The sequence below is a fragment of the Streptomyces zagrosensis genome (assembly GCF_014203645.1).
GTDB classification, from domain to species: domain Bacteria; phylum Actinomycetota; class Actinomycetes; order Streptomycetales; family Streptomycetaceae; genus Streptomyces; species Streptomyces zagrosensis.
The window spans coordinates 337,562-357,712 of the sequence record NZ_JACHJL010000002.1 but is presented as its reverse complement, the minus strand read 5'-3'; the positions used below and the strand labels follow the sequence as shown (position 1 = coordinate 357,712).

Below are 20,151 nucleotides of genomic sequence, written 5' to 3'. Positions count from 1 at the left end.
GCGTTGTAGCGCTGCGAATACGCCGTGCAGGGCTGCCGATGTGCCCGGGCTGTCAGTTACTCGGGTTTGCCCGTGGACACGGTCAGCTCGACCGTGTCTTCCTCGGGGGCGAAGGGCTCACGGTTGTCGAAGGTGTACTCCATGACGGTGCCCTTGCCCCAAGTGTTTTCGTTGATGGGGATGACCTTGTACTTCCAGCCCGACGCCTTGAGGCAGTCCTTCACCGAGTCGATGTAGAGGTACTGGAACTCCGGCATGATGTACGAGCCCGGCTTGTCCGTGGCGTCGTACGCCTCGGTGCACTTCTCCGGGTCGATGGTCTTGCTCTTGTCGCCTTCTTTGAAGCCGGCGGCCTCCGACGTCTGGGTCGGCTTCGCCTGCTCTTCCTTGCCGCCGTCGTTGCCGTCGCCGTTGCTCTTCAGCGCGAAGCCGACGATCACGGCGATGACCGCCACCGCGGCCACCACGGCCGAGCTGATGATGACCTTCTTGTTCCCACCGCCGCCGCCGGCTGGCCCGCCGCCGGCCGCCGGACTCGGCGTGGTGTTCGCCATGACGTACGGGGGCGGGGTGCTGGTGCCGCCGGCGTGGTACGGGGACGGTGCCTGATAACCCTGCTGCGGCGCGTACGGGCCTGGCGGCGGGGTGGAGGGGCCGAAGCCACCGCTTTGCTGGTAGCCGGACTGCGGCTGGTACGGGGTCTGGACGCTCTGCGGACTCGGCATCTGAGCGGCCTGCTGATCGACGGGCGGGAAGACCGCCGAGCCGACGCCGGCGCCGCTGCGCGCGGGGCCGCCGCCGCTGATGACGGCCGGCGCAGCGCCCGTCTGACCGCTGCCGAGGACGCGCGCGCACTCGTCGCGCATTGCTTCGGCGGTCGGGAAGCGCTCGTTCGGGTTCTTCTTCAGCGCGCGGGCGACGAGCGCGTCCATCGCGGGGGTCAGCGAGCGGTTGATGGTCGAGGGGGCGACCGGCTCCTCCTGCACGTGCGCGTACGCGATGGCCAGCGGCGAGTCCGCCTCGAAGGGGAGCCGCCCGGTCGCCAGCTCGAAGAGCATGATGCCGACCGAGTACAGGTCGGAGCGGGCGTCCACGCCGCGGCCCAGAGCCTGCTCGGGGGAGAGGTACTGCGGGGTGCCGACGACCATGCCGGTCTGAGTCATCGAGGTGACGCCCGACTGCATGGCGCGGGCGATGCCGAAGTCCATGACCTTGACCACATTGCGCTTGGTCATCATCACGTTGCCTGGCTTGATGTCGCGGTGCACCAAGCCCATCTCATGGCTGACTTCGAGGGCCGCGAGCACATCGGCGGTGATCTTGAGAGCCTTGTCGGCGGGCATCGCGCCGTACTGCCGGGCGTCCGTGTCCAGCACCGAGCGCAGCGGCTGGCCCTCGACGTACTCCATGACGATGTACGGCATCAGACCGCCGCCGAGCTCGTCCTCGCCGGTGTCGAAGACCGAGACGATGTTGGGGTGTGACAGCTTGGCAACGGCTTGGGCCTCGCGACGGAAACGTTCGCGGAACGATTGCTCTCGGCCGAGTTCGGTGTGCAGGGTTTTGATGGCCACCTGGCGGTCCAGGGCACTGTCGTACGCCAAGTGCACCGAGGCCATTCCACCCTCGCCAAGGAGGTCGTGCAGCTGGTAGCGCCCGCCGGCGATGGAGCGGCCCTGATAGCGGCCTGGTGCGCCGTGCTGGCTCATTGTTTACTTCCCCCTTGGCGCACTGCCCTGGCCTTTTGGCTCTTCAAACGCTCGGTGATCCCTATTTCTCGGCCAAGTCTGCCCGAGGGCGCCGACACGTCAAGCCACGTGCCCGTTCCGTGACCGGATGCGCAAGAAGCCGTCACGAGATTTGCCACTCTCCGCCCAAAACGGGTTTGATGGCCGGTCCATCACGAACCGGCGGCCCCCGCGGAGCCTGTAGCGTGCCTTAGCGGAAGTACGACCCCCAGCCGCTGGCATGGGGAACCCTAGCTCGTGCGAGTGGATAGAAACGACGGCGAGGACTGATGGCACAGACCCAGGGCCCCCATGGGCCCTCCGACTCTGACGCCACCGGGGTTGGAATGACCGATTCGCCGGAATTTTGGGGAAACGGCGGTCTGATCGGTGACGGACGATACCGGCTGACGCACAAGCTCGGCCGAGGTGGCATGGCCGAGGTCTTCGCGGCTGAGGACGTGCGCCTGGGGCGCACGGTGGCCGTCAAGCTACTGCGCGCCGACCTCGCGGAAGACCCGGTCTCCAAGGCACGCTTCACCCGCGAGGCGCAGTCCGTCGCGGGCCTCAACCACCATGCCGTCGTCGCCGTCTACGACTCGGGCGAAGACATGGTCGGCGCCATCGGGTCCATGCAAAACGTGGTCCCCTACATCGTCATGGAGCTGGTCGAGGGCCACACCATCCGGGAGCTGCTGCTCAACGCGGAGGCCCCGCCGCCCGACCAGGCGCTGATCATCGTGTCCGGCGTCCTCGAAGCACTCGCGTACAGCCACCAGCACGGCATCGTCCACCGCGACATCAAGCCCGCGAACGTCATCATCACCCACAGCGGCGCCGTCAAGGTCATGGACTTCGGCATCGCCCGCGCCCTGCACGGCGCCGCCAGCACCATGACGCAGACCGGCATGGTGATGGGCACCCCGCAGTACCTCTCCCCCGAGCAGGCGCTCGGCAAGGCCGTCGATCACCGCTCCGACCTGTACGCCACCGGCTGCCTGCTCTACGAACTGCTCGCGCTGCGCCCGCCGTTCACCGGCGAGACTCCGCTTTCGGTCGTGTACCAGCACGTTCAGGACGCGCCCGTGCCGCCCTCCGAGGTCTCCGACGGAGTGCCGCCGGAGCTGGACGGGCTGGTCATGCGCTCGCTCGCCAAGGACGCGGACGACCGCTTCCAGAGCGCTGAGGAGATGCGCGGTCTGGTGCAGTACGCGCTCCAGATGCTGCACGAAGAGGGCGGCTACAGCGGCACCTGGAACACCGGCCCGGTCGGTCACATCGGTGCCGCTACGCCCGCGATGGGGGTGCCGGGCGCTTCCGCGCTGCCGCACCCCGGGCACGGCGACACCTCCCAGCAGCCGGTGCTGATCGGCCCCGGCGACCGTGACGATGGCGGGTTCGACGGCGGTGATCCACGGCGCAGTGGACGCGGCAAGGTGTGGCTGTTCGCTGCTATCGCGCTGATCGCCATCGTGGTGGGCGTCGTGTGGGTGATCAGCGCGGGCGACGACGGTGGCGGCAGCAAGAAGCCGAGCGAGAAGGTCACGCCATCGACGTCGGCGACGAAGAGCAAGGAACCGTCGAAGAAGCCTTCGAAAACGACGGGGCCGGCGACCGAGCCTGGCAGCGGCACCACGGGCACCACGGGCGACTGGGACCCGCCGGCAACGGCGACGACACCGCCGCCCCAGACCCACCACACGACGCCGCCTCCTGACACCACCGGTCCCACCGGTGACCCGACGACGCCGACCGACCCGCCGACAACGCCCGACGACCCCAACCCCACGGGCTCCTCCGACACCGGGCTACCTACCGACCCGGGTGGCGAGGGCGGTCAAGGCGGCGAGGGCGGTCAAGGTGGTCAAGGCGGCGAAGGCGGTCAAGGCGGCGAAGAGGGCGTTCCCGGCGGCGGCATGGGATAGCACGGCGAACTCCGACCGCGGCCGGCCACACCGGCCGCGGATCGCGGATCGCGGATCGCGGATCGCGGATTGCGGATTGCGAAAGCCGAACGCGGACCGGCCGCACCGGCCGCGGACCCGCACCGGCCGCACGCCCGGGCAGGCCGCAGGCCAGGTCCGTAGGTCCGCACCGGTCGTAGGCGGGTCGTAGGCCGGCCGTAGCGTCAGCGCGTCAGGTGCAAAACGCCTCGCACACCGCTTCGTACCGGCTCGTCCACCACACCGCCAGGGCCGCCACGGCGGGGAACTGTGGGTCGGCTCTGTGGTCGCCGAGTTGGTAGCGCCAGCGCAGCATCCAAAAGTCGTTCAGCCGCTCCCACCACACCCGATGTACGGCGGCGGCCAGCTCTGCTGGGCTCGCGCCCGTCGCGGTGCGGTAGCCACGGGCGTACGGGCGGACCTTGGGCAGCGCGAGCGTGCCGTTGGGGCGTACGAAGAAGATGGCGGCGGCCCGTACCGCCTCCTCCGCGCGCGGCTGGACCCCTAGCCGGTCCCAGTCCACGATCGCGGCCGGCTCGGCGCCCCGGTAGAGCAGGTTCAGCGGGTGGAAGTCGCCGTGCACCCAGCCCGAAGCGGGGGTGGTCGCGGCCGTGGGGCGGCGGTGGGCGTGCCGTTCGATGAGCGTGCGGCGTTCGACCAGGCGGTGCTCCGCGAGTTCGTCGAAGGCGTTGCGTGGGTGCCTGCGGCGGGCGAGGGCGAGCAGCTCGTCGATGAGCGCGAAGGTCTCCACGGGATCGGCCCCCGCCTCCGCGCCAGCTCCGGTCCCCGCGCCAGCTTTGGCCCCCGCTTCCACGCCAGCTCCGGTCCCGGCTTCCGCGCCCGCCCCGGCTTCCGCCCTGGCCCCGGCTTCCGCCCCGGCCTCAGCGCCCGCCCCGGCCCGAGTCTCCCTTCCGGACCCCGTCTGCGCTGGCACAGGCGGGGTGTCGAGAAGCGGCGGCTGTACCGGGCGAAGAGGCTGAGCAAAGGGCCCAGCACAGTTCCCAGCAAAGGCCCCAGTAGAGGTCCCAGCAAAGGACGCTGCAAAGGTCGCTGCAAAGGACGAAAGGTGCGGCGACAGGGACGGCGCGAGAGTCGCCTCAAGTGAGGGCGAGCGGGGCGCGGGAAGGCGAAGTCCGGGGAATTGCAGGCGGGGGAGCGGGGCGCCAGGAATTCCGGTCGCGGAAGATGCCCGGGGGAAAGCCGGGGAGAGCGCAGCGGTGACAGCCGAGGGGAAAGCGGAGGGGAAAGCGGATGGGGCAGTCGCCGGAAAGGCCGTGGGGGAACCGAGTGGGGTGTCGAACGGGTGCGGGTGGCCGGCCGCTTCGGGTGGCATGACGCGGTCAAGGCAGACGTGGACGCGGCCGAGCAGCGAGCCAAGGGCCAGGCACTGGGGGGCAGTGAGGTCGGAGCCGTCGCGGTGCTCGCCGACGATCCAGGGGTGCAGGGCGTAGCAGCGCCCGCCGATCACGGTGACGGTTCCGCCGTCAGCCGCGGTCACGGGCGGGGCGACGGGCACCCCGAGCGCGGCGAGCCGCAGCGTCGCGCCGTGCTGCCGGGTGATGGTCGCCGGGTCGCCGTCGAGATGGTGCTTGAGGAAGTACCGGCCGCGCGTGGTGACAAGGCGGTAGCCGCGGTTCAGCAGCCCCTGTTCGAGCGGCCGACAGGACACGGGCTCTCCGGGGCCCTCGTAGCGCCTTAGCAGGGCGCTGAGCGTGTCCGGGGCCGGGGATGCGGCCCTGTCGTGGGGAGCGCGCCCGCGGGCGGCGACGGCAGTAGCAGGTGAGCGCAGCACGCGCCAGATGTTAGATCACATAGAGTGCGCGGCTCGACGCGCAGGGACACCACCCAGATGATGCACCGTAACGAACTGCGGTTCAACGCGCAGATAGACCGGGTCGTACGGGACGCCATCGGCGGTACTCGGCATCTCGCCGAAAAGGGCCAGTTCGGACGCGTTGGGCGTGCAGAGACGGGCCGTACCGACGAACTGGACCGACCAGACCTCGTTGGCACCCGAGCCGAAATCGGTGCTGCCGGTGCCATCAGTGCCATCAGTGCCATCAGCGCCATCGGTGCCATCGGCGTAGCCAGTGTGGTCGGCGTGGTCGGCGTTGTCGGCGCCGTACGCGACGACGTTGCCGTCACAGGCGCGGTGGTAGCCGTAGCCGCGGTGCAGGCGCAGCAGCGCATGGCCATCGACCACGATGTGTCGAGCGACCGTCACGAAGGGGAGCGCCCGCATGCACACGGACACTCGGCCGTAGCGGGCGGTGCCAAGGAGTTCGATGGCGCGGGAGTCGTCCATGGGCGTGTCGGTGGGCATGTCACCACCCTGCCCGCTTTCGTACGCCCCTTAAAAGGGACACCCGCCCCGATGGATCGGGACGTTGGTCCCAAGTCCGGCGGATGGCCGGCGGATGCCTCCTACCGGCCCCGCCCGGCCGGGCCACCTCACCACTCCCGGGCCAGCCGCTGAGCCAGCCGCTGGGCCAGCCGCCGCGGACAGCGTCAGGGCCGCTCCGCTTGGAGGCGGGCCACGTAGGCCGCGGCCTGGGAGCGGCGTTCCATGCCGAGTTTGGACAGCAGGCTGGAAACGTAATTCTTAATCGTCTTTTCGGCGAGGTGCAGCCGCTCGCCGATGACGCGATTGGTCAGGCCCTCTCCGATGAGGTCCAAAATTCGGCGTTCTTGCTCCGTGAGGGCGGCTAGGCGCTCATCGCCCTTGGGGGCGTTTCCCTCGCGCAGGCGTTCCAGGACGCGGGCCGTGGCGGCCGGGTCGAGCAGGGACTTTCCGGCGGCGACATCGCGCACGGCGGATAGCAGTTCATTGCCACGAATAACCTTGAGTACGTAACCGGATGCCCCGGCCATGATCGCGTCGAACAGGGCCTCGTCGTCCGCGAAGGAGGTGAGCATCAGGCACTTGATGCTCTCGTCCCGAGAGCGGATCTCGCGGCAGACCTCGACCCCGCTGCCGTCTGGCAGCCGCACGTCGAGGATGGCGACATCGGGCCTAGTGGCAGGGGCGCGGACCAGCGCATCGGCGGCCGTACCCGCCTCGCCCACGACCTCGATGTCCTCCTCGGCGGAGAGCATCTCGTACACGCCGCGACGTACGACTTCATGGTCATCGAGTAGGAATACCCTGATTTTTCCCTCTTCGTGCACGATGCCAGTCTCACACACCAACTCTTCCCGTGCTCTTGCCCTCCGGGATAACGTGCCGTTGTTCCGGCAGCCTGCGAGGCTGTGACCAGTGATTGTTCCCCGCTTTCTCGTTTTACTTGGAAATCCAAGCAAAATTGCAGGTCAAATGGGGTTTCGCAGACGTGCGACGCACTAGGTAACGTGACTTTCGCGGGCCGCCCGCCGGAGCACCTGTCACGCCCGGTCGGGCATCGGCGCACCCACCCCGTGCGCCGGGGCCGGCCGAGCGGAGCCGCCCTTTCGCCTTCGGCGAAAGGACCACCAGCCGCCGGCGGACCCCGGGGGCCGGACAGACGGAGGAGCACACGTGACCGTGGACAGCACTGCCGCGCGCAAGCCACGCCGCAGCAGCAGCACCAAGCGCACCAGGGCCAAGCAGCCAACGGCTGACCAACCCGAGCTCGTACAGCTGCTGACGCCTGAGGGCGAGCGGGTCGAGCATCCCGACTACTCCATCGACCTGACCCCCGACGAGCTGCGCGGGCTGTACCGGGACATGGTGCTGACGCGACGCTTTGACGCGGAGGCGACCACCCTTCAGCGACAGGGCGAGCTGGGCCTGTGGGCCTCGCTGCTCGGCCAGGAGGCCGCGCAGATCGGCTCGGGCCGCGCGCTGCGCGACGATGACTACGTCTTCCCCACTTACCGTGAGCACGGCGTTGCCTGGTGTAGGAACGTCGATCCGACGAACCTGCTCGGCATGTTCCGCGGTGTGAACAACGGTGGTTGGGACCCGAGCACCAACAATTTCCATCTGTACACGATCGTCATCGGTTCGCAGACACTGCACGCCACGGGCTACGCGATGGGCGTGGCCAAGGACGGCGCGGACTCGGCCGTCATCGCCTACTTCGGGGACGGCGCCTCCAGTCAGGGCGACGTCGCCGAGGCGTTCACCTTCTCGGCGGTCTACAACGCGCCGGTGGTCTTCTTCTGCCAGAACAACCAGTGGGCCATCTCCGAGCCCACCGAGCGGCAGACCCGCGTCCCGCTCTACCAGCGGGCGCAGGGCTACGGCTTCCCCGGCGTACGGGTGGACGGCAACGACGTTTTGGCCTGTCTCGCCGTGACCCGTGCCGCTTTGGAGCGGGCGCGCAGCGGCCAGGGCCCGATGCTGATCGAGGCGTTCACGTACCGGATGGGCGCGCACACCACGTCCGATGACCCCACGAAGTACCGCGCGGACGAGGAACGTGAGCTGTGGGAGGCCAAGGACCCGATTTTGCGGCTGCGGGCCTACCTGGCAGCCGAGAACCTTGCCGACGAGGACTTCTTCACCACGCTTGAGCAGGAGTCGGACGCGCTGGCCAAGCGGGTGCGGGACGCGGTGCGCTCCATGCCCGACCCCGACAACATGGCGATCTTTGAGCACATCTACGCCGACGGGCACGCGCTCGTTGACGAGGAGCGCGCGCAGTTCGCCGCGTACCAGGCTTCGTTCGCCCAGGAGGGTCACTGAGATGGCTGCCGGTACTACCGTGGAGAAGCTGTCGATCGTCAAGGCGATCAACGCCTCCTTGCGCAAGTCCCTGGAGACCGACAACAAGGTACTCATCATGGGCGAGGACGTCGGCAAGCTCGGCGGCGTCTTCCGGGTCACTGACGGGCTCCAGAAGGACTTCGGTGAGGAGCGGGTCATCGACACCCCGCTCGCCGAGTCCGGCATCGTCGGCACCGCCATCGGCCTAGCGCTGCGTGGCTACCGTCCGGTGGTGGAGATCCAGTTCGACGGGTTCGTCTTCCCCGCGTACGACCAGATCGTCACGCAGTTGGCCAAGATGCACGCCCGGGCGCTCGGCAAGATCAAGATGCCGGTCGTCATTCGCATTCCCTACGGCGGCGGCATCGGCGCGGTCGAGCACCACAGCGAGTCGCCCGAGGCGCTGTTCGCGCACGTCGCGGGCCTCAAGTGCGTCTCGCCCTCGAACGCGTCGGACGCGTACTGGATGATGCAGCAGGCCATTGCCAGCGATGACCCGGTCATCTACTTCGAGCCCAAGCGGCGCTACCACGACCGCTCCGAGGTGAACACCACCGCCATTCCGGGCCCGCTGCACGCGGCGCGGGTGGAGGTGCCGGGCAGCGATCTGACGCTGGCGGCGTACGGGCCGATGGTCAAGGTCTGCCGCGACGCCGCCGCGGCGGCGGCCGAGGAGGGCAAGTCGATCGAGGTCTTGGACCTGCGGTCCATGTCGCCGATCGACTTCGACGGCATCGAGGCATCGGTGCGCAAGACCAGGCGGCTGGTCGTCGTACACGAGGCGCCGGTCTTCTACGGCGCCGGTGCGGAGGTCGCCGCGCGCATCACCGAGCGGTGCTTCTACCACCTGGAGGCACCGGTGCTGCGGGTCGGCGGATACCACGCCCCGTACCCGCCGTCCCGGCTTGAGGACGAGTACCTGCCGGGTCTTGACCGGGTGCTCGACGCCGTTGACCGAGCGTTGGCGTACTGAGGGGCTTGAGGAGCAGTGACGATGAGCAACACCGCACAGCGCTTCCGTGAGTTCAAGATGCCCGATGTGGGCGAGGGACTGACCGAGGCGGAGATCCTCAAGTGGTATGTCAAGGTCGGTGACACGGTCACCGATGGGCAGTCGGTCTGCGAGGTCGAGACCGCCAAGGCGGCGGTCGAGCTTCCCATTCCCTTCGACGGCGTGGTGCATGAGCTGCGCTATGACGAGGGCGTGACGGTCGATGTCGGCACCACCATCATTTCCGTAGACACCCAGCCGGGTGCGGGCCCCGCCGAGCCCGCTTCGGAGCAGGCAGCCGGCCAGTCCGAAGGCCAGCCAGCCGGCCAGCCCGCGGCCGGCGCGGCCGGCGCTGCCGAGGGAGCCGAGCCCGAGCAGCAGGGCCGGCAGGCCGTGCTCGTCGGGTACGGGGCGGCGCCGTCCTCCACCAAGCGGCGGCCCCGCAAGGCGCAGGCAGGCGAGCAGGCAGGCCAGCAGGCGGGGCAACCATCGGTGGCCTCGGCGCTCCAGGCGGAGCTGAACGGGCACGCCGCCGCACCGCAGGCCCCCGCCGCCCCGGCGCCGGCGGCCGTGCAACCGCCGGCCGCACCCACCGTGCCCGCTGCGTCGGCTTTCGCCGCGCCGCAGGCGCTCGGGGGCGGGGCGCGTCCGCTGGCCAAGCCGCCGGTGCGCAAGCTGGCCAAGGACCTCGGCATCGATCTGGCGACCATTGCGCCCACCGGCGCGGACGGCGTCATCACGCGGGAGGACGTGCACGCGGCGGCCAGCGCCGATTCGCGTCCGGCCGAGGCTGCGGCTCCCGCGGCTCCCGCGGCCAGCGCCCTCGCGGAGGAGGGGCAGCCGGCCGTGGCGGGTGGCGAGAGGCGGGTGCCGATCAAGGGCGTACGCAAGGCCATCGCGCAGGCGATGGTCACCAGCGCCTTCACTGCGCCGCATGTCACCGAGTTCATCACGCTGGATGTCACCCGCACGATGAAGCTCGTGCAGGAGCTGAAGCAGGACCCGGAAATGGCCGGCCTGCGAATCAACCCGCTGCTGCTCGTGGCCAAGGCGTTCCTGCTGGCGATCAAGCGGAACCCGGAGGTCAGCGCGGCCTGGGACGAGGCGAACCAGGAGATCGTCCACAAGGACTACGTGAACCTGGGCATCGCCGCGGCCACACCGCGCGGCCTCATCGTCCCGAACGTCAAGGACGCGGGCCGCAAGACGCTCCCGGAACTGGCCACCGCTCTCTCCGAGTTGGTCACCACCGCCCGCGAGGGCAAGACCACTCCGGCGGCCATGTCCGGCGGCACGGTGACCATCACCAATGTCGGCGTCTTCGGCGTGGACACGGGCACGCCCATCCTCAACCCGGGCGAGTCCGCGATCCTCGCGGTCGGGGCGATCAAGCTCCAGCCGTGGGTCCACAAGGGCAAGGTGAAGCCCCGCCAGGTGACCACCCTCGCGCTCTCCTTCGACCATCGGTTGGTGGATGGCGAGTTGGGCTCGAAGGTGCTCGCGGATGTCGCCGCGGTCCTGGAGGACCCGGGGAAGCGGCTGATCACTTGGGGCTGATCGGGCTGGCCGAGCTGGCTGGGCTAGCTGGGTTAACTGTCCTGACTGGCCTGCCATCCACCGGCCCGGTGTGCTGTGTGCGTGCCGCGTACGCAGCTACCCCGAGCAACTGATTCCCGAACGCCTGCGGTCCACCGGACCGCAGGCGTTTGTGGTGTGTGCCGCGACACGCACGGGCGCGTAGGGGGCGGGCGCACCCTGGGGATGGGGCGTACGGGCGTGCCGGCGAGGGGGGCCGCCCGGGGCGTAGGCGGTTGTGCCGTAAGGGTGTTGGGGGCGGACGGCTGACGTGGGCCCCGGTATCTGCACCCATGCGCCGGCCGGTGGACACCCCCTGGGTGCTGATGATCGGGAACTCGCTCGCATGAGGGTAAGGTAAGGCTTGCCTTGCTTCCCCATTGGTGCTGAGGAAATCCGATGACGCTGGCCCTTGCCCCGGCCTGCCCGCCCGATGACGCGACCGCCACGGACTGCGCCCGACTGCTCGCCCGTGGGTACGAGCGCCTAGCGGCATTGTGCGAGCCGTTGCGCCTGGACGTTCGATGGCCCGGCACGCGAACTGGCCACGAGCCGTACACGACTCGGCAACGTCCCACAACTCAGGTCGTGGGCAGTGTGAGCAAAGCGCACAGTGCGGACACGCTAACTGACGCCCCATCGGCTAGCGTCCACGCACGCTACAGCGTGCAACAGCTCGCCTCCGAGCCCGAGTTGCTCGCCGGCTTCCTCGACGCCGAAGCCTCGCGCATCGCCGCCGACCACGTGCCGGTCCCGCGCCGCCACGTGGTGGCCGCTCGTGCCCTGCACAGCTACCTATGGTCCGTATCGCTGCTGCTCAGCGGCCCGTGGTACCTCGATCGCCGGGTGCCGGTGCTCGGGCCGCGCGCGGTACGCAGCGAGTTGGTCGGCGACCGCTACGAGGTCACCCCCGGCGGCTTCATCTGTCTGCCGGACGACCCGGCCGCCAGGCTGCCCGGGGTGCAGATCGCCCCCGACGAGGCGGCGCTGGGCGCTGCCTTGCGGGACGGCTTCGCCGAGCTCGTACGGCCGCTCCTGGTGGCGATCGCGCCCGCCTACCGGCGCGGGCCGCGCGCGCTGTGGGGGATGGCGGGCGACGACCTCGTCTCCGGCATCTGGTCGCTGGGCCGCACCCTGGGCGAGGAGGAGCGCGCGGTACGCCTGGCCGGCGAGGTCCTTCCGTACGGCATCGCGCCCTTCCCCGATGGGGCGAACTTCCGACGCCTGGCAGGGAGCGACGGCCGAACACACCTCACCCGCACCCGCACCGGCTGCTGCCTGTACTACGCCATCCAGCCCGCCGAAGCCTGCGGAACCTGCCCCCGGACGGGGGACGCGGAGCGGCTACGGCGCCTGGAGGGCTGAAAATGCCAGGCCGTTGCGTGACTGCACTGCTTCGATGAGCGCATGAGTCTCGATGGAAACACGAGTGCGACAAGCGGCGGAGCACCCCCGCGCACGATCGGCATCCTGCTCTTTCCCGGCGTGGAGGAGCTCGATGCGATCGGCCCGTGGGAGGTCCTCTCGTACTGGACCCAGCACTTCCCAGACGACGGCTGGCGGGTCTTTTGCTTCTCCGCCGATGGCAACCCGGTGACCTGCGCGAAGGGCCTGACCGTCCAGGCGCACCGGAGCGCGGCCGAACTGCCTGCGCTGGACGTCCTGATCCACCCGGGCGGCCGTGGCACTCGCCCGATGCTGACGGACGAGGCCCATCTGGCGTGGGTGCGGCGCGAGCGCGAGCGGGTTCCGCTCATGGCCAGCGTCTGCACGGGGGCGCTCGTCTACGCGGCGGCGGGCCTGCTCTCCGGCCGCCCGGCCACCACCCACTGGGCCTCGCTCGACGAGCTGCGCGAGCTTGACCCCACCATTGATGTGCGGGCGGGCGAACGGTTCGTGGACGACGGTGACGTGCTGACCTCCGCCGGCATTTCGGCCGGCATCGACATGTCCTTCCACCTGGTCGCCCGGCTCACCTCACCGGAGCGCGCCGAGCGGGTGCGCAAGGGCATCGAGTACGCACCGGAGCCCTTGGTTCCGGCGGGTGTTGTGGGGTTGTCCCCACCCCGCGAAGGGTTGGTAGCCGGTTAGTCGGGACCTGGTGCACGGCGGAGCATGGTGATCGCGAACGTGCAGCATCAGGTACCTGGCCTCACGCATCACACGTGAGGCCAAGGAAAGGCGGGCTGGGTCATGGGGCAAGGCAGGGGGCCGGGCGGTTTCGGCACGGCGGTGACCGCGGCGGCATTATGCGCCGTAGCCGGTGGGTTGGTTCTCCCCCCGGCGGCAACGGCGGCGGGCCCGGCCCCTGCCGGCCGGACGGGCGGGGCGCACGGCGCGGCCCCTTCGCTGGACGGCGTGTGGCGCGTGGACGGCTACGGCAGCGTCATCACGGTGCAAAGCGGCGCGTACCAGGAGTACCAGACGACGGCGGTGAGCTGCCTCAAGGGCGAGCCCGCACACCGCACGGACCAGGGCGGTGGCGCGCAGCGCTATGCCACCCGAGAGGGCCGCACCTTCTCGTTGCGCCTGGCCGCCCGTCCGGGCCTTGCCGCCCAGCACCGCGACGGCTCACCCGGGTACCGGGGGCTGCGGCGGCTGAGCGCGCTACCCGCCCAGTGCAACCCGAATGACGACGGCAAGCCTGGTCAACCCTTCGACGCACGCCGAACCTTCGACGTCTTTTGGCAGAACTTCGAGGAGAACTACCCCTTCTTCGCGGCCAAGGGCATCGACTGGCACGCCGTGCGAGACACCTACCGGACACGGATCGGCGCCGACACGTCCAAAGACGAACTCTTCGGCATCTTCCGGGACATGGTGACCCCGCTGCACGATGCGCATGTCTTCATTGACGCCGAGCCCACCGGCACCTTCGGTCAGGTCAGGCCGGGCACCGTCGCGCCCACCGAGGAGTTGGACGAGCGGGTGCGTGCGTACATCGTGGAACGCGACCTCAAGGGCCGCCCGCTACAGGAGTTCGCGCAGGGCCGCATCGGCTACGCGGACCTCCCCGGTGACCGGGGTTATCTGCGCGTCTCGGGCTTCATCGGATACGCGTCAACGCCCACCTACGCCGCCAACAAGGCCGCCCTCGATCGCGCACTGGACACGATCTTCAGCGCCGAGCGCACCCGCAAGCTGCGCGGGCTCGTCATCGACCTGCGGGTCAACGGGGGCGGGGCTGACAGTTTCGGCCTCGACCTCGCCGCCCGGCTCACCGATCGGCCCTACTTCGCGTACGCCAAGCGCGCCCGTAACGACCCGGCCGACCCGACCCGGTTCACCACCCCGCAGCCGCTGTTCGTCCAGCCCGCGCGGGCGCCCCGGTACACCGGCCCGATCGCGGTGCTCACCGGTGGCTCGACGGTCAGCGCGGCCGAGTCGTTCACCCAGGCCCTCATCGAGCGGCCCGGCCGTACCGTACGGATCGGCGAATCCACCCAGGGCGTCTTCTCCGACACGATGGGCCGGAACCTGCCGGGTGGCTGGCAGGTCTCGCTGCCCAACGAGGAGTTCCGCACCCGCTCCGGCCAGACCTTCGACGGCTCCGGCATCCCGCCACATCTGCCAGAACCGGTCTTCACCGACGAAGAGTTCGCCCACCGCCGTGATTCGGCCTTCGACCGGGCGCTACGGGAGCTACCCGGCGCACGGGAGTGACCACGGGGCCGCGCGGGCAGCGCGGCCCGCGGTGCGGGCAGCTGGGTCAGCAGGGAGAGGGCGTCCGCGCTGGCTCAGCCCTGCGGGTGCTTGATGCTCTCGAACATCCGGGTGGCGCTGTCCGCGCCGTGGCCCGCCCTGATCTGACGGTCCATCAGCTCCATGATGAGGCCCGGCACATCGGTGCCGATGCCCTGGTCCTGGCTGACGTGCACGATGTGCTCAAGGGCCGACCGGTTGAATTCCAGGCTCTGCACATCGGTGGTGTAATCGCCCTTGTCGATGAATTCGGCGTCCAGCGGCAGCATGGTGGCCATTGCCTGAACGAACGGCACGGCGTATCCCGCGAATTCGGTCGCTGATACTCCTCCGGTGCCGATCAGAGCGGCGCCGTGCTGGAAGCCCGCGAACATTGCGTACATGCCGGAAAGCAGCGCGGTCTCGTACAGCGCCGACGTGCCCGGGTCCTCACCAACGTGCCGGCTGACGCCTAGCAACTCCAGCGGCTTGTGATAGGTGTCGAAGAGGTCTTTCGGGCCGCTGTAGAAGAGCTGGGACCCCGGCGTGCCGATCATGTCGGGCACGGCCATGACCGCGCCGCCCAGATAACCCGCCTGTTGCTCGGCCAACCAGGCGGAGGTCTCCACCGCGCTCTTGGGCGTGAAGGTGGTGAGCATGGCGACTGTGCGCCCGGCCAGCGACGAGCCGACCGGGGTGAGCAGTTCGCGCACCGCAGCCTCGTCGAAGACGCACACCACGATCAGCGGGCTGGCCTCGATGGCCGCGGTCAGGTCCGCTGCCTCCAGCGCGCCCTGGGCGACCAGTTCCTTCGCCTTGCCGGGAGTGCGGTTCCAGACCGTGGTGGGGTGGCCGCCGGCGACAAAGGCCGCGGCGAGCGCCCTGCCCATGGCGCCAAGACCGATTACGGTGACGGGGGTGTGTTCCGGGGACTTCGCGGTCACTGTTCTCTCCAGAAAATAAGGGATAGGGACCGGCAGCGGCAGGAAAAAGGGTAGGAAAGGGAATGTGCCACTGCGGCGTATGTCTGGCTCAAGGTGCTCTTCTCCACGCTGCTGACCCGATACGAAAGACGAACGTGCTGCCGGCGATGCTGTGCAGTAAGTGCCGTAGACGGTGGTGCGGCGGGCTGGCGAGAAAAGGCGGCGAATAACGCTGTGGAAATGGGAGATGAGCCTCTCCCGTGGTGTCCCTGGCCGTGGCTTTATCGTCACGTGCTTCGCCACGGTTGCCAAGTACCGACTTACAAGTGCGTGCTTACCAAGGGGTAAGCGAGTGCGCGGCTCAACGGCTCACACAGCCGCCGGCATGTGCTCCACCTCACGTACCGCCGTCCGCATGCCGGACGGGGGCTTCGCTCGCATACCTGTTGTATCTATCCTGTGCGCATGGCTCCAGCCCCCACTGTTCCCGCCATTCCGCCGACCTCCCCGACAGCCTCCACCTCCCCCTCCGCGCTGCCCGCCGGCAGCGACTCCCCCCACGCCGGCTCCCCCGGCCCCAACTCCCCCAGCGGCGGCCCCGGCGAGAGCAGGCCCGCCGCCGGAGCGACTGGTTCCGCCGCCGAGCGGGTCTATGCGCACATCAAGTACGCCGTCCTGGAGCGCCGCTACGAGGGCGGCACGCTGCTGACCGAGGGCGGCCTCGCCGACGCCGTAGGCGTATCCCGTACGCCGGTACGCGAGGCATTGCTGCGCCTCGAAGTGGAAGGGCTGATCAAGCTCTATCCGAAGAAGGGCGCCCTGGTGCTGCCGGTCTCCGCGCAGGAGATCACCGATGTCGTGGAGACCCGACTGCTCGTCGAGGAACACGCCGTACGCAAAGCCGTGCCCGCCCGCGCCGAGTTGATCAGCCGGCTTGAGGAACTGCTCGACCAGCAGCGCGCCCAGGCCGCCACCGGCGACCTGGCCGCCGTCGCCGTCAGCGACCGCAGCTTCCACGCCGAGATCGTCCGCAGCGCGGGCAACCAGATCCTGAACCGGCTCTACGACCAGTTGCGCGACCGACAACTGCGGATGGGCGTCGCCGTGATGCACGCACACCCCGACCGGGTGGCGAAGGCCATCGTCGAGCACGCCGAGATCTTGGAGGCGCTGCGCGCCGGTGACCCGGATGCGGCGGTGGCCGTCGTGCACCAGCACGTGAGCTGGGTGCGCAACCTGGCCAGGGGTGAGGCCAGGTGAGCGCGCCGGGCGAGATACGTGCCAGCGGCGCGCCGAAGCTGCCGGGTGACCCACCCGGTGGACGCCGCGCCGTCGCCATGTGGGGCCTTGGGGTCGCCGTCTACTTCGTGGCCATCACCTTCCGTACCAGCCTCGGCGTCGCGGGCATCGACGCGACCGAGCGGTTCCACATCAACGCGTCGGCCCTGTCCACCTTCTCGATCCTGCAACTCCTGGTCTACGCGGGCATGCAGATACCGGTCGGCCTCATGGTGGACCGGCTCGGCACCAAGAAGGTGCTGACCCTCGGCGTCGTGCTGTTCACCATCGGTCAGTTCGGCTTCGCGTTCTCCCACTCGTACGCCATGGCCCTCGCCTCCCGCGCGCTGCTCGGTTGCGGTGATGCGATGACCTTCATCAGCGTGCTGCGCCTTGGCTCACGCTGGTTCCCGGCCCGCCGCGGCCCGCTGATCGCCCAGGTCGCCGCGCTGATCGGGATGGCGGGCAACCTCATCTCCACGCTCGTACTGGCCCGGCTGCTCCACCACGCGGGTTGGACGATGACGTTCGCGGGTAGCGCGGCCAGTGGGGTGCTCGTCCTCGCGCTGGTGCTGCTGTTCCTGCGCGATCACCCCGAGGGACACGAGCCGGCGCCGCATCCGCATGTCGGCAACGGCTTCGTCCGCAAGCAGATCGCGGCAGCCTGGAGCGAACCGGGCACCCGGCTCGGCATGTGGACGCACTTCACCACACAGTTCCCCGCCATGGTGTTCCTGCTGCTGTGGGGAATGCCGTTTCTGGTCGAGGCGCAGGGCCTCTCCCGCGCCGAGGCAGGGGAGTTGCTGACCTTGGTGGTGCTCTCGAACATGGCGGTCGGCCTGGTCTACGGGCAGGTCATCGCCCGCCACCACGCCGCCCGCGCACCCATTGCCTTGAGCACTGTCGCCGCCACCGCCCTGCTCTGGGCCAGCGTGCTCACCTGGCCGGAGCAGCATGCGCCGGGAGCGCTGCTGATCGCACTGTGTGTGGTGCTCGGCGCGTGCGGCCCCGCCTCGATGATCGGCTTCGACTTCGCCCGTCCCGCCAATCCGCCGGAGCGCCTTGGCACCGCGTCGGGGATCGTGAACATGGGCGGCTTCATCGCGTCGATGACCACGCTGCTCGCCGTTGGCGTACTCCTGGACGCGACCGACGACAACTACCGCATCGCCTTCGCCTCGGTCTTTTTCCTTCAGGCCCTGGGCCTGTCCCAAATGCTGCGGCTACGCGGCCAGGCCCACCGACGCGAGCGCGAACACGTCATCGCGAGCCGGGTGCAAGCGGTGCATGTGCCGGCGTAGGGGCGTACGGGCGGACGGGTGTGCGGGGGGAGTTGCGTACTGGCGTAGGCGCGGATAGGGCGTGCCGGCGTAGCCCCGGGTACGGACGTAAGCGCTGATCGGCGGCACGCGGCTACCGGCAGCGGCGGTCGCTGGGCCGCCGGGGGCCCGCCGTTTCGCGCGGGCCCCAACACGGCAATGGTGCGCTACGGCGTGACCGCGAAGTTCGCCAGGACCGCCTCCGCCAGCGGGCGATCACCGTCGATCTTCACCTTGTCCGCCACGGCCTCCGGACGGACCCGGCCGGCCGCGAGCCGCAGATAGGTCTCCCAGTCCAGGCTGAGCGTCACCGCGGGGCCGAGCGACACGCTCGCGTCGAGCTTGCCGTTGCCCTCCGCATCCACCCGCACCGTCCGCATGAACTCCAGCGGCCCCGACACATCGAAGACCACGGCGGAGTTGGCGGGTGCCTTGGCCTTCTTGGCGACCACCTCGGGCAGGCTCTTGAGCAGCACATCGCGGGTGATGCTGGCGCCGGGGGAGTCCAAGTTGCCCGGCTTGTTGAGCGCCCGGCGTAGGTCCTGCTCGTGTACCCATACGTCGAGGACCCGGGTCGTCAGGGTGCGGTGGATCGAGCGTTCGCCGAGCGGGCCGCGGATGATGGTCTCCGGGTCGCGGTACTCGTTTCGCAACTGACGCGAGCGGCGGATGATCGTGTACTCCAGTTCGGAGGTCATCTCCGGCGCGGTGTGACAGCGGCGGACATCGACCTGGACCTCCACGTAACGCGCGAACTCGCTGGTCACGTGGTACAGATCGCGCGGCAGGCTGTGTATCGGGCGTGGGTCGCCAAGCAGTTCGCACTCAAAACCAATGACGTGCGAGACGACGTCACGCACCGACCACCCCGGGCAATCGGTGGCCCGGTTCCACTCCCCCTCGACGAGCGGCGTCACCAACTCGGATATCGCTTCGATGGAGTGGGTCCATGCATCGATGGCGGGTTGAAGGCTTGGATGGACGGTCACGGGACCCCTCGGGCGGTTCGTACGCGGGCTGGGTGCTGTTTGGCAGTTAAGTTACGCTGCGCACGGGCACCCCGGCAGTGCTTTCCAGACTGATCGTAGGCCCGGTTGGACAGCTCGATCGTCGAGAGCGGTGGTAATGTGCGCGCTTCATTGATCCAGATCGGTGTGGACCAGGACGAGCCGGTCGAATCACGACGCAAGCGCGCGTCCACCCTCGTACGGGACACACACCATCAGACCGGTGCAGACCTCATCGTGCTCCCCGAACTGTGGAACGTCGGAGCCTTCGCCTTCCAGGCGTTCGCCGCCAGCGCGGAGCCGGTGGACGGGCCGACCGCCGAGGTGATGTCCGCGGCGGCGCGCGACGCCGGCGTCTGGCTACACGCCGGATCGATCGTGGAGCGGGCACCCGCCGCAGGCGGCGAAGAGGCCGCCGGCGAAGAGGCCGCCGGCGAGGGCCCGGCCGGCGGCGGCAGTGCAGCCAGGGACGATGGCGCGGCCGGCGGTGACGGCACGACGCTCTACAACACCTCGCTGCTCTTCGACCCGTCCGGCACGCTCGTGCGCACGTACCGCAAGATCCACCGCTTTGGCTTCGACAAGGGCGAGGCGGTGCTGATGGGCGCCGGCACCGAGGTGGTCACGGCATCGCTGCCAGACACCACGATCGGCCTGGCGACCTGCTACGACCTGCGTTTTCCCGAACTCTTCCGGCTCCTCATCGACGCAGGCGCGCAGCTTTTGGTGATCCCCGCCGGCTGGCCCGAGCGGCGGCGCGAGCACTGGACGCTGCTCGCACGCGCCCGCGCCGTGGAGAACCAGGCGTACGTACTGGCCTGCGGTACGGCCGGCACCCACGCGGGCGTCGAGCAGGCGGGGCACAGCATCGTCGTGGACCCGTGGGGCGAGGTGCTCGCTGAAGCGGGCGCCGGCGAATCGGTGCTCACGGTGGACCTGGATCTGAACCAGGTGACGACCACCCGGGCGCAGTTCCCGGTGCTACGGGACCGGGTGCTGGACGTGCGCTGAGCGGGCCGC

The 20,151-nt window shown here is 69.5% G+C and carries 15 protein-coding genes and 2 pseudogenes; 10 read left to right on the top strand and 7 right to left on the bottom strand.

Annotated features, from left to right (window positions below):
- Positions 1 to 56 precede the first annotated feature (56 nt).
- A complete protein-coding gene (locus FHS42_RS05110) occupies positions 57 to 1,709 on the bottom strand; it encodes a protein kinase domain-containing protein (RefSeq protein WP_184569318.1) in 1,653 nt (550 codons plus the stop codon).
- Between the two features lie 308 nt (positions 1,710 to 2,017).
- On the opposite strand from FHS42_RS05110, the gene FHS42_RS05105 reads away from it, so the two are divergent.
- Positions 2,018 to 3,652 (top strand): protein kinase domain-containing protein, encoded by a 1,635-nt coding sequence (locus tag FHS42_RS05105; protein WP_184569317.1) that lies wholly within the window; start codon positions 2,018 to 2,020, stop codon positions 3,650 to 3,652.
- A gap of 211 nt (positions 3,653 to 3,863) precedes the next feature.
- On the opposite strand, the pseudogene FHS42_RS39005 reads toward FHS42_RS05105, so the two are convergent.
- The 4 genes and pseudogenes from FHS42_RS39005 to FHS42_RS05090 all read right to left on the bottom strand — a co-directional run.
- Positions 3,864 to 4,430: pseudogene (locus tag FHS42_RS39005) on the bottom strand (phosphotransferase); the annotation flags it as partial.
- 555 nt (positions 4,431 to 4,985) lie between these two features.
- Positions 4,986 to 5,372 (bottom strand): annotated as a pseudogene (locus FHS42_RS39000) (phosphotransferase); the annotation flags it as partial.
- A 105-nt stretch (positions 5,373 to 5,477) separates the two neighbouring features.
- A complete protein-coding gene (locus FHS42_RS05095; protein ID WP_184569315.1) occupies positions 5,478 to 5,993 on the bottom strand; it encodes a pyridoxamine 5'-phosphate oxidase family protein in 516 nt (171 codons plus the stop codon).
- A gap of 185 nt (positions 5,994 to 6,178) precedes the next feature.
- Positions 6,179 to 6,838, bottom strand: a complete 660-nt coding sequence (locus tag FHS42_RS05090; protein ID WP_184569314.1) for a response regulator — start codon at positions 6,836 to 6,838, stop codon at positions 6,179 to 6,181.
- A 346-nt stretch (positions 6,839 to 7,184) separates the two neighbouring features.
- Here FHS42_RS05090 and pdhA point away from each other — a divergent pair, with 346 nt between their 5' ends.
- From pdhA to FHS42_RS05060, 6 genes are all read left to right on the top strand, one after another.
- Positions 7,185 to 8,336 carry a pyruvate dehydrogenase (acetyl-transferring) E1 component subunit alpha gene (gene pdhA / locus FHS42_RS05085; protein WP_184569313.1) on the top strand — a complete coding sequence of 384 codons (1,152 nt, stop codon included), beginning with the start codon at positions 7,185 to 7,187 and terminating at the stop codon, positions 8,334 to 8,336.
- Position 8,337: 1 nt separating this feature from the next.
- Entirely contained in the window at positions 8,338 to 9,330 is a 993-nt protein-coding gene (locus FHS42_RS05080) for an alpha-ketoacid dehydrogenase subunit beta (RefSeq protein ID WP_184569312.1), read from the top strand.
- 21 nt (positions 9,331 to 9,351) lie between these two features.
- Positions 9,352 to 10,905 carry a dihydrolipoamide acetyltransferase family protein gene (locus FHS42_RS05075; protein WP_184569311.1) on the top strand — a complete coding sequence of 518 codons (1,554 nt, stop codon included), beginning with the start codon at positions 9,352 to 9,354 and terminating at the stop codon, positions 10,903 to 10,905.
- A gap of 417 nt (positions 10,906 to 11,322) precedes the next feature.
- Positions 11,323 to 12,288, top strand: a complete 966-nt coding sequence (locus FHS42_RS05070; RefSeq protein WP_184569310.1) for a (2Fe-2S)-binding protein — start codon at positions 11,323 to 11,325, stop codon at positions 12,286 to 12,288.
- A 42-nt stretch (positions 12,289 to 12,330) separates the two neighbouring features.
- Positions 12,331 to 13,014: a DJ-1/PfpI family protein gene (locus FHS42_RS05065; RefSeq protein WP_184569309.1), complete on the top strand. Its 684-nt coding sequence runs from the start codon at positions 12,331 to 12,333 to the stop codon at positions 13,012 to 13,014.
- Between the two features lie 276 nt (positions 13,015 to 13,290).
- Positions 13,291 to 14,586, top strand: coding sequence for a S41 family peptidase (locus tag FHS42_RS05060; protein WP_376772535.1), 1,296 nt, complete (start codon positions 13,291 to 13,293; stop codon positions 14,584 to 14,586).
- 74 nt (positions 14,587 to 14,660) lie between these two features.
- Here the strand turns inward: FHS42_RS05060 and FHS42_RS05055 are convergent, their stop codons facing one another.
- Positions 14,661 to 15,548: an NAD(P)-dependent oxidoreductase gene (locus FHS42_RS05055; protein WP_312866728.1), complete on the bottom strand. Its 888-nt coding sequence runs from the start codon at positions 15,546 to 15,548 to the stop codon at positions 14,661 to 14,663.
- A 444-nt stretch (positions 15,549 to 15,992) separates the two neighbouring features.
- Between FHS42_RS05055 and FHS42_RS05050 the strand changes: the two genes are divergently transcribed.
- Positions 15,993 to 16,787, top strand: a complete 795-nt coding sequence (locus tag FHS42_RS05050) for a GntR family transcriptional regulator (protein WP_184569307.1) — start codon at positions 15,993 to 15,995, stop codon at positions 16,785 to 16,787.
- A 77-nt stretch (positions 16,788 to 16,864) separates the two neighbouring features.
- Positions 16,865 to 18,106, top strand: coding sequence for an MFS transporter (locus tag FHS42_RS05045; RefSeq protein ID WP_184569746.1), 1,242 nt, complete (start codon positions 16,865 to 16,867; stop codon positions 18,104 to 18,106).
- 185 nt (positions 18,107 to 18,291) lie between these two features.
- On the opposite strand, the gene FHS42_RS05040 is transcribed toward FHS42_RS05045, so the two are convergent.
- The gene (locus FHS42_RS05040) at positions 18,292 to 19,113 is read right to left on the bottom strand and encodes a maleylpyruvate isomerase family mycothiol-dependent enzyme (RefSeq protein ID WP_184569306.1); all 822 of its coding nucleotides are present in this window, start codon (positions 19,111 to 19,113) and stop codon (positions 18,292 to 18,294) included.
- Between the two features lie 138 nt (positions 19,114 to 19,251).
- On the opposite strand from FHS42_RS05040, the gene FHS42_RS05035 reads away from it, so the two are divergent.
- Positions 19,252 to 20,142 carry a carbon-nitrogen family hydrolase gene (locus FHS42_RS05035; protein WP_184569305.1) on the top strand — a complete coding sequence of 297 codons (891 nt, stop codon included), beginning with the start codon at positions 19,252 to 19,254 and terminating at the stop codon, positions 20,140 to 20,142.
- Positions 20,143 to 20,151: the final 9 nt, after the last annotated feature.

Bases quoted from the DNA above. Each gene is read 5' to 3' on its own strand.
- FHS42_RS05110 (WP_184569318.1), bottom strand. From the start codon at position 1,709: ATGAGCCAGCACGGCGCACCAGGCCGCTATCAGGGCCGCTCCATCGCC.
- FHS42_RS05105 (WP_184569317.1), top strand. From the start codon at position 2,018: ATGGCACAGACCCAGGGCCCCCATGGGCCCTCCGACTCTGACGCCACC.
- FHS42_RS05095 (WP_184569315.1), bottom strand. From the start codon at position 5,993: ATGCCCACCGACACGCCCATGGACGACTCCCGCGCCATCGAACTCCTT.
- FHS42_RS05080 (WP_184569312.1), top strand. From the start codon at position 8,338: ATGGCTGCCGGTACTACCGTGGAGAAGCTGTCGATCGTCAAGGCGATC.
- FHS42_RS05075 (WP_184569311.1), top strand. From the start codon at position 9,352: ATGAGCAACACCGCACAGCGCTTCCGTGAGTTCAAGATGCCCGATGTG.
- FHS42_RS05070 (WP_184569310.1), top strand. From the start codon at position 11,323: ATGACGCTGGCCCTTGCCCCGGCCTGCCCGCCCGATGACGCGACCGCC.
- FHS42_RS05065 (WP_184569309.1), top strand. From the start codon at position 12,331: ATGAGTCTCGATGGAAACACGAGTGCGACAAGCGGCGGAGCACCCCCG.
- FHS42_RS05050 (WP_184569307.1), top strand. From the start codon at position 15,993: ATGGCTCCAGCCCCCACTGTTCCCGCCATTCCGCCGACCTCCCCGACA.
- FHS42_RS05045 (WP_184569746.1), top strand. From the start codon at position 16,865: ATGTGGGGCCTTGGGGTCGCCGTCTACTTCGTGGCCATCACCTTCCGT.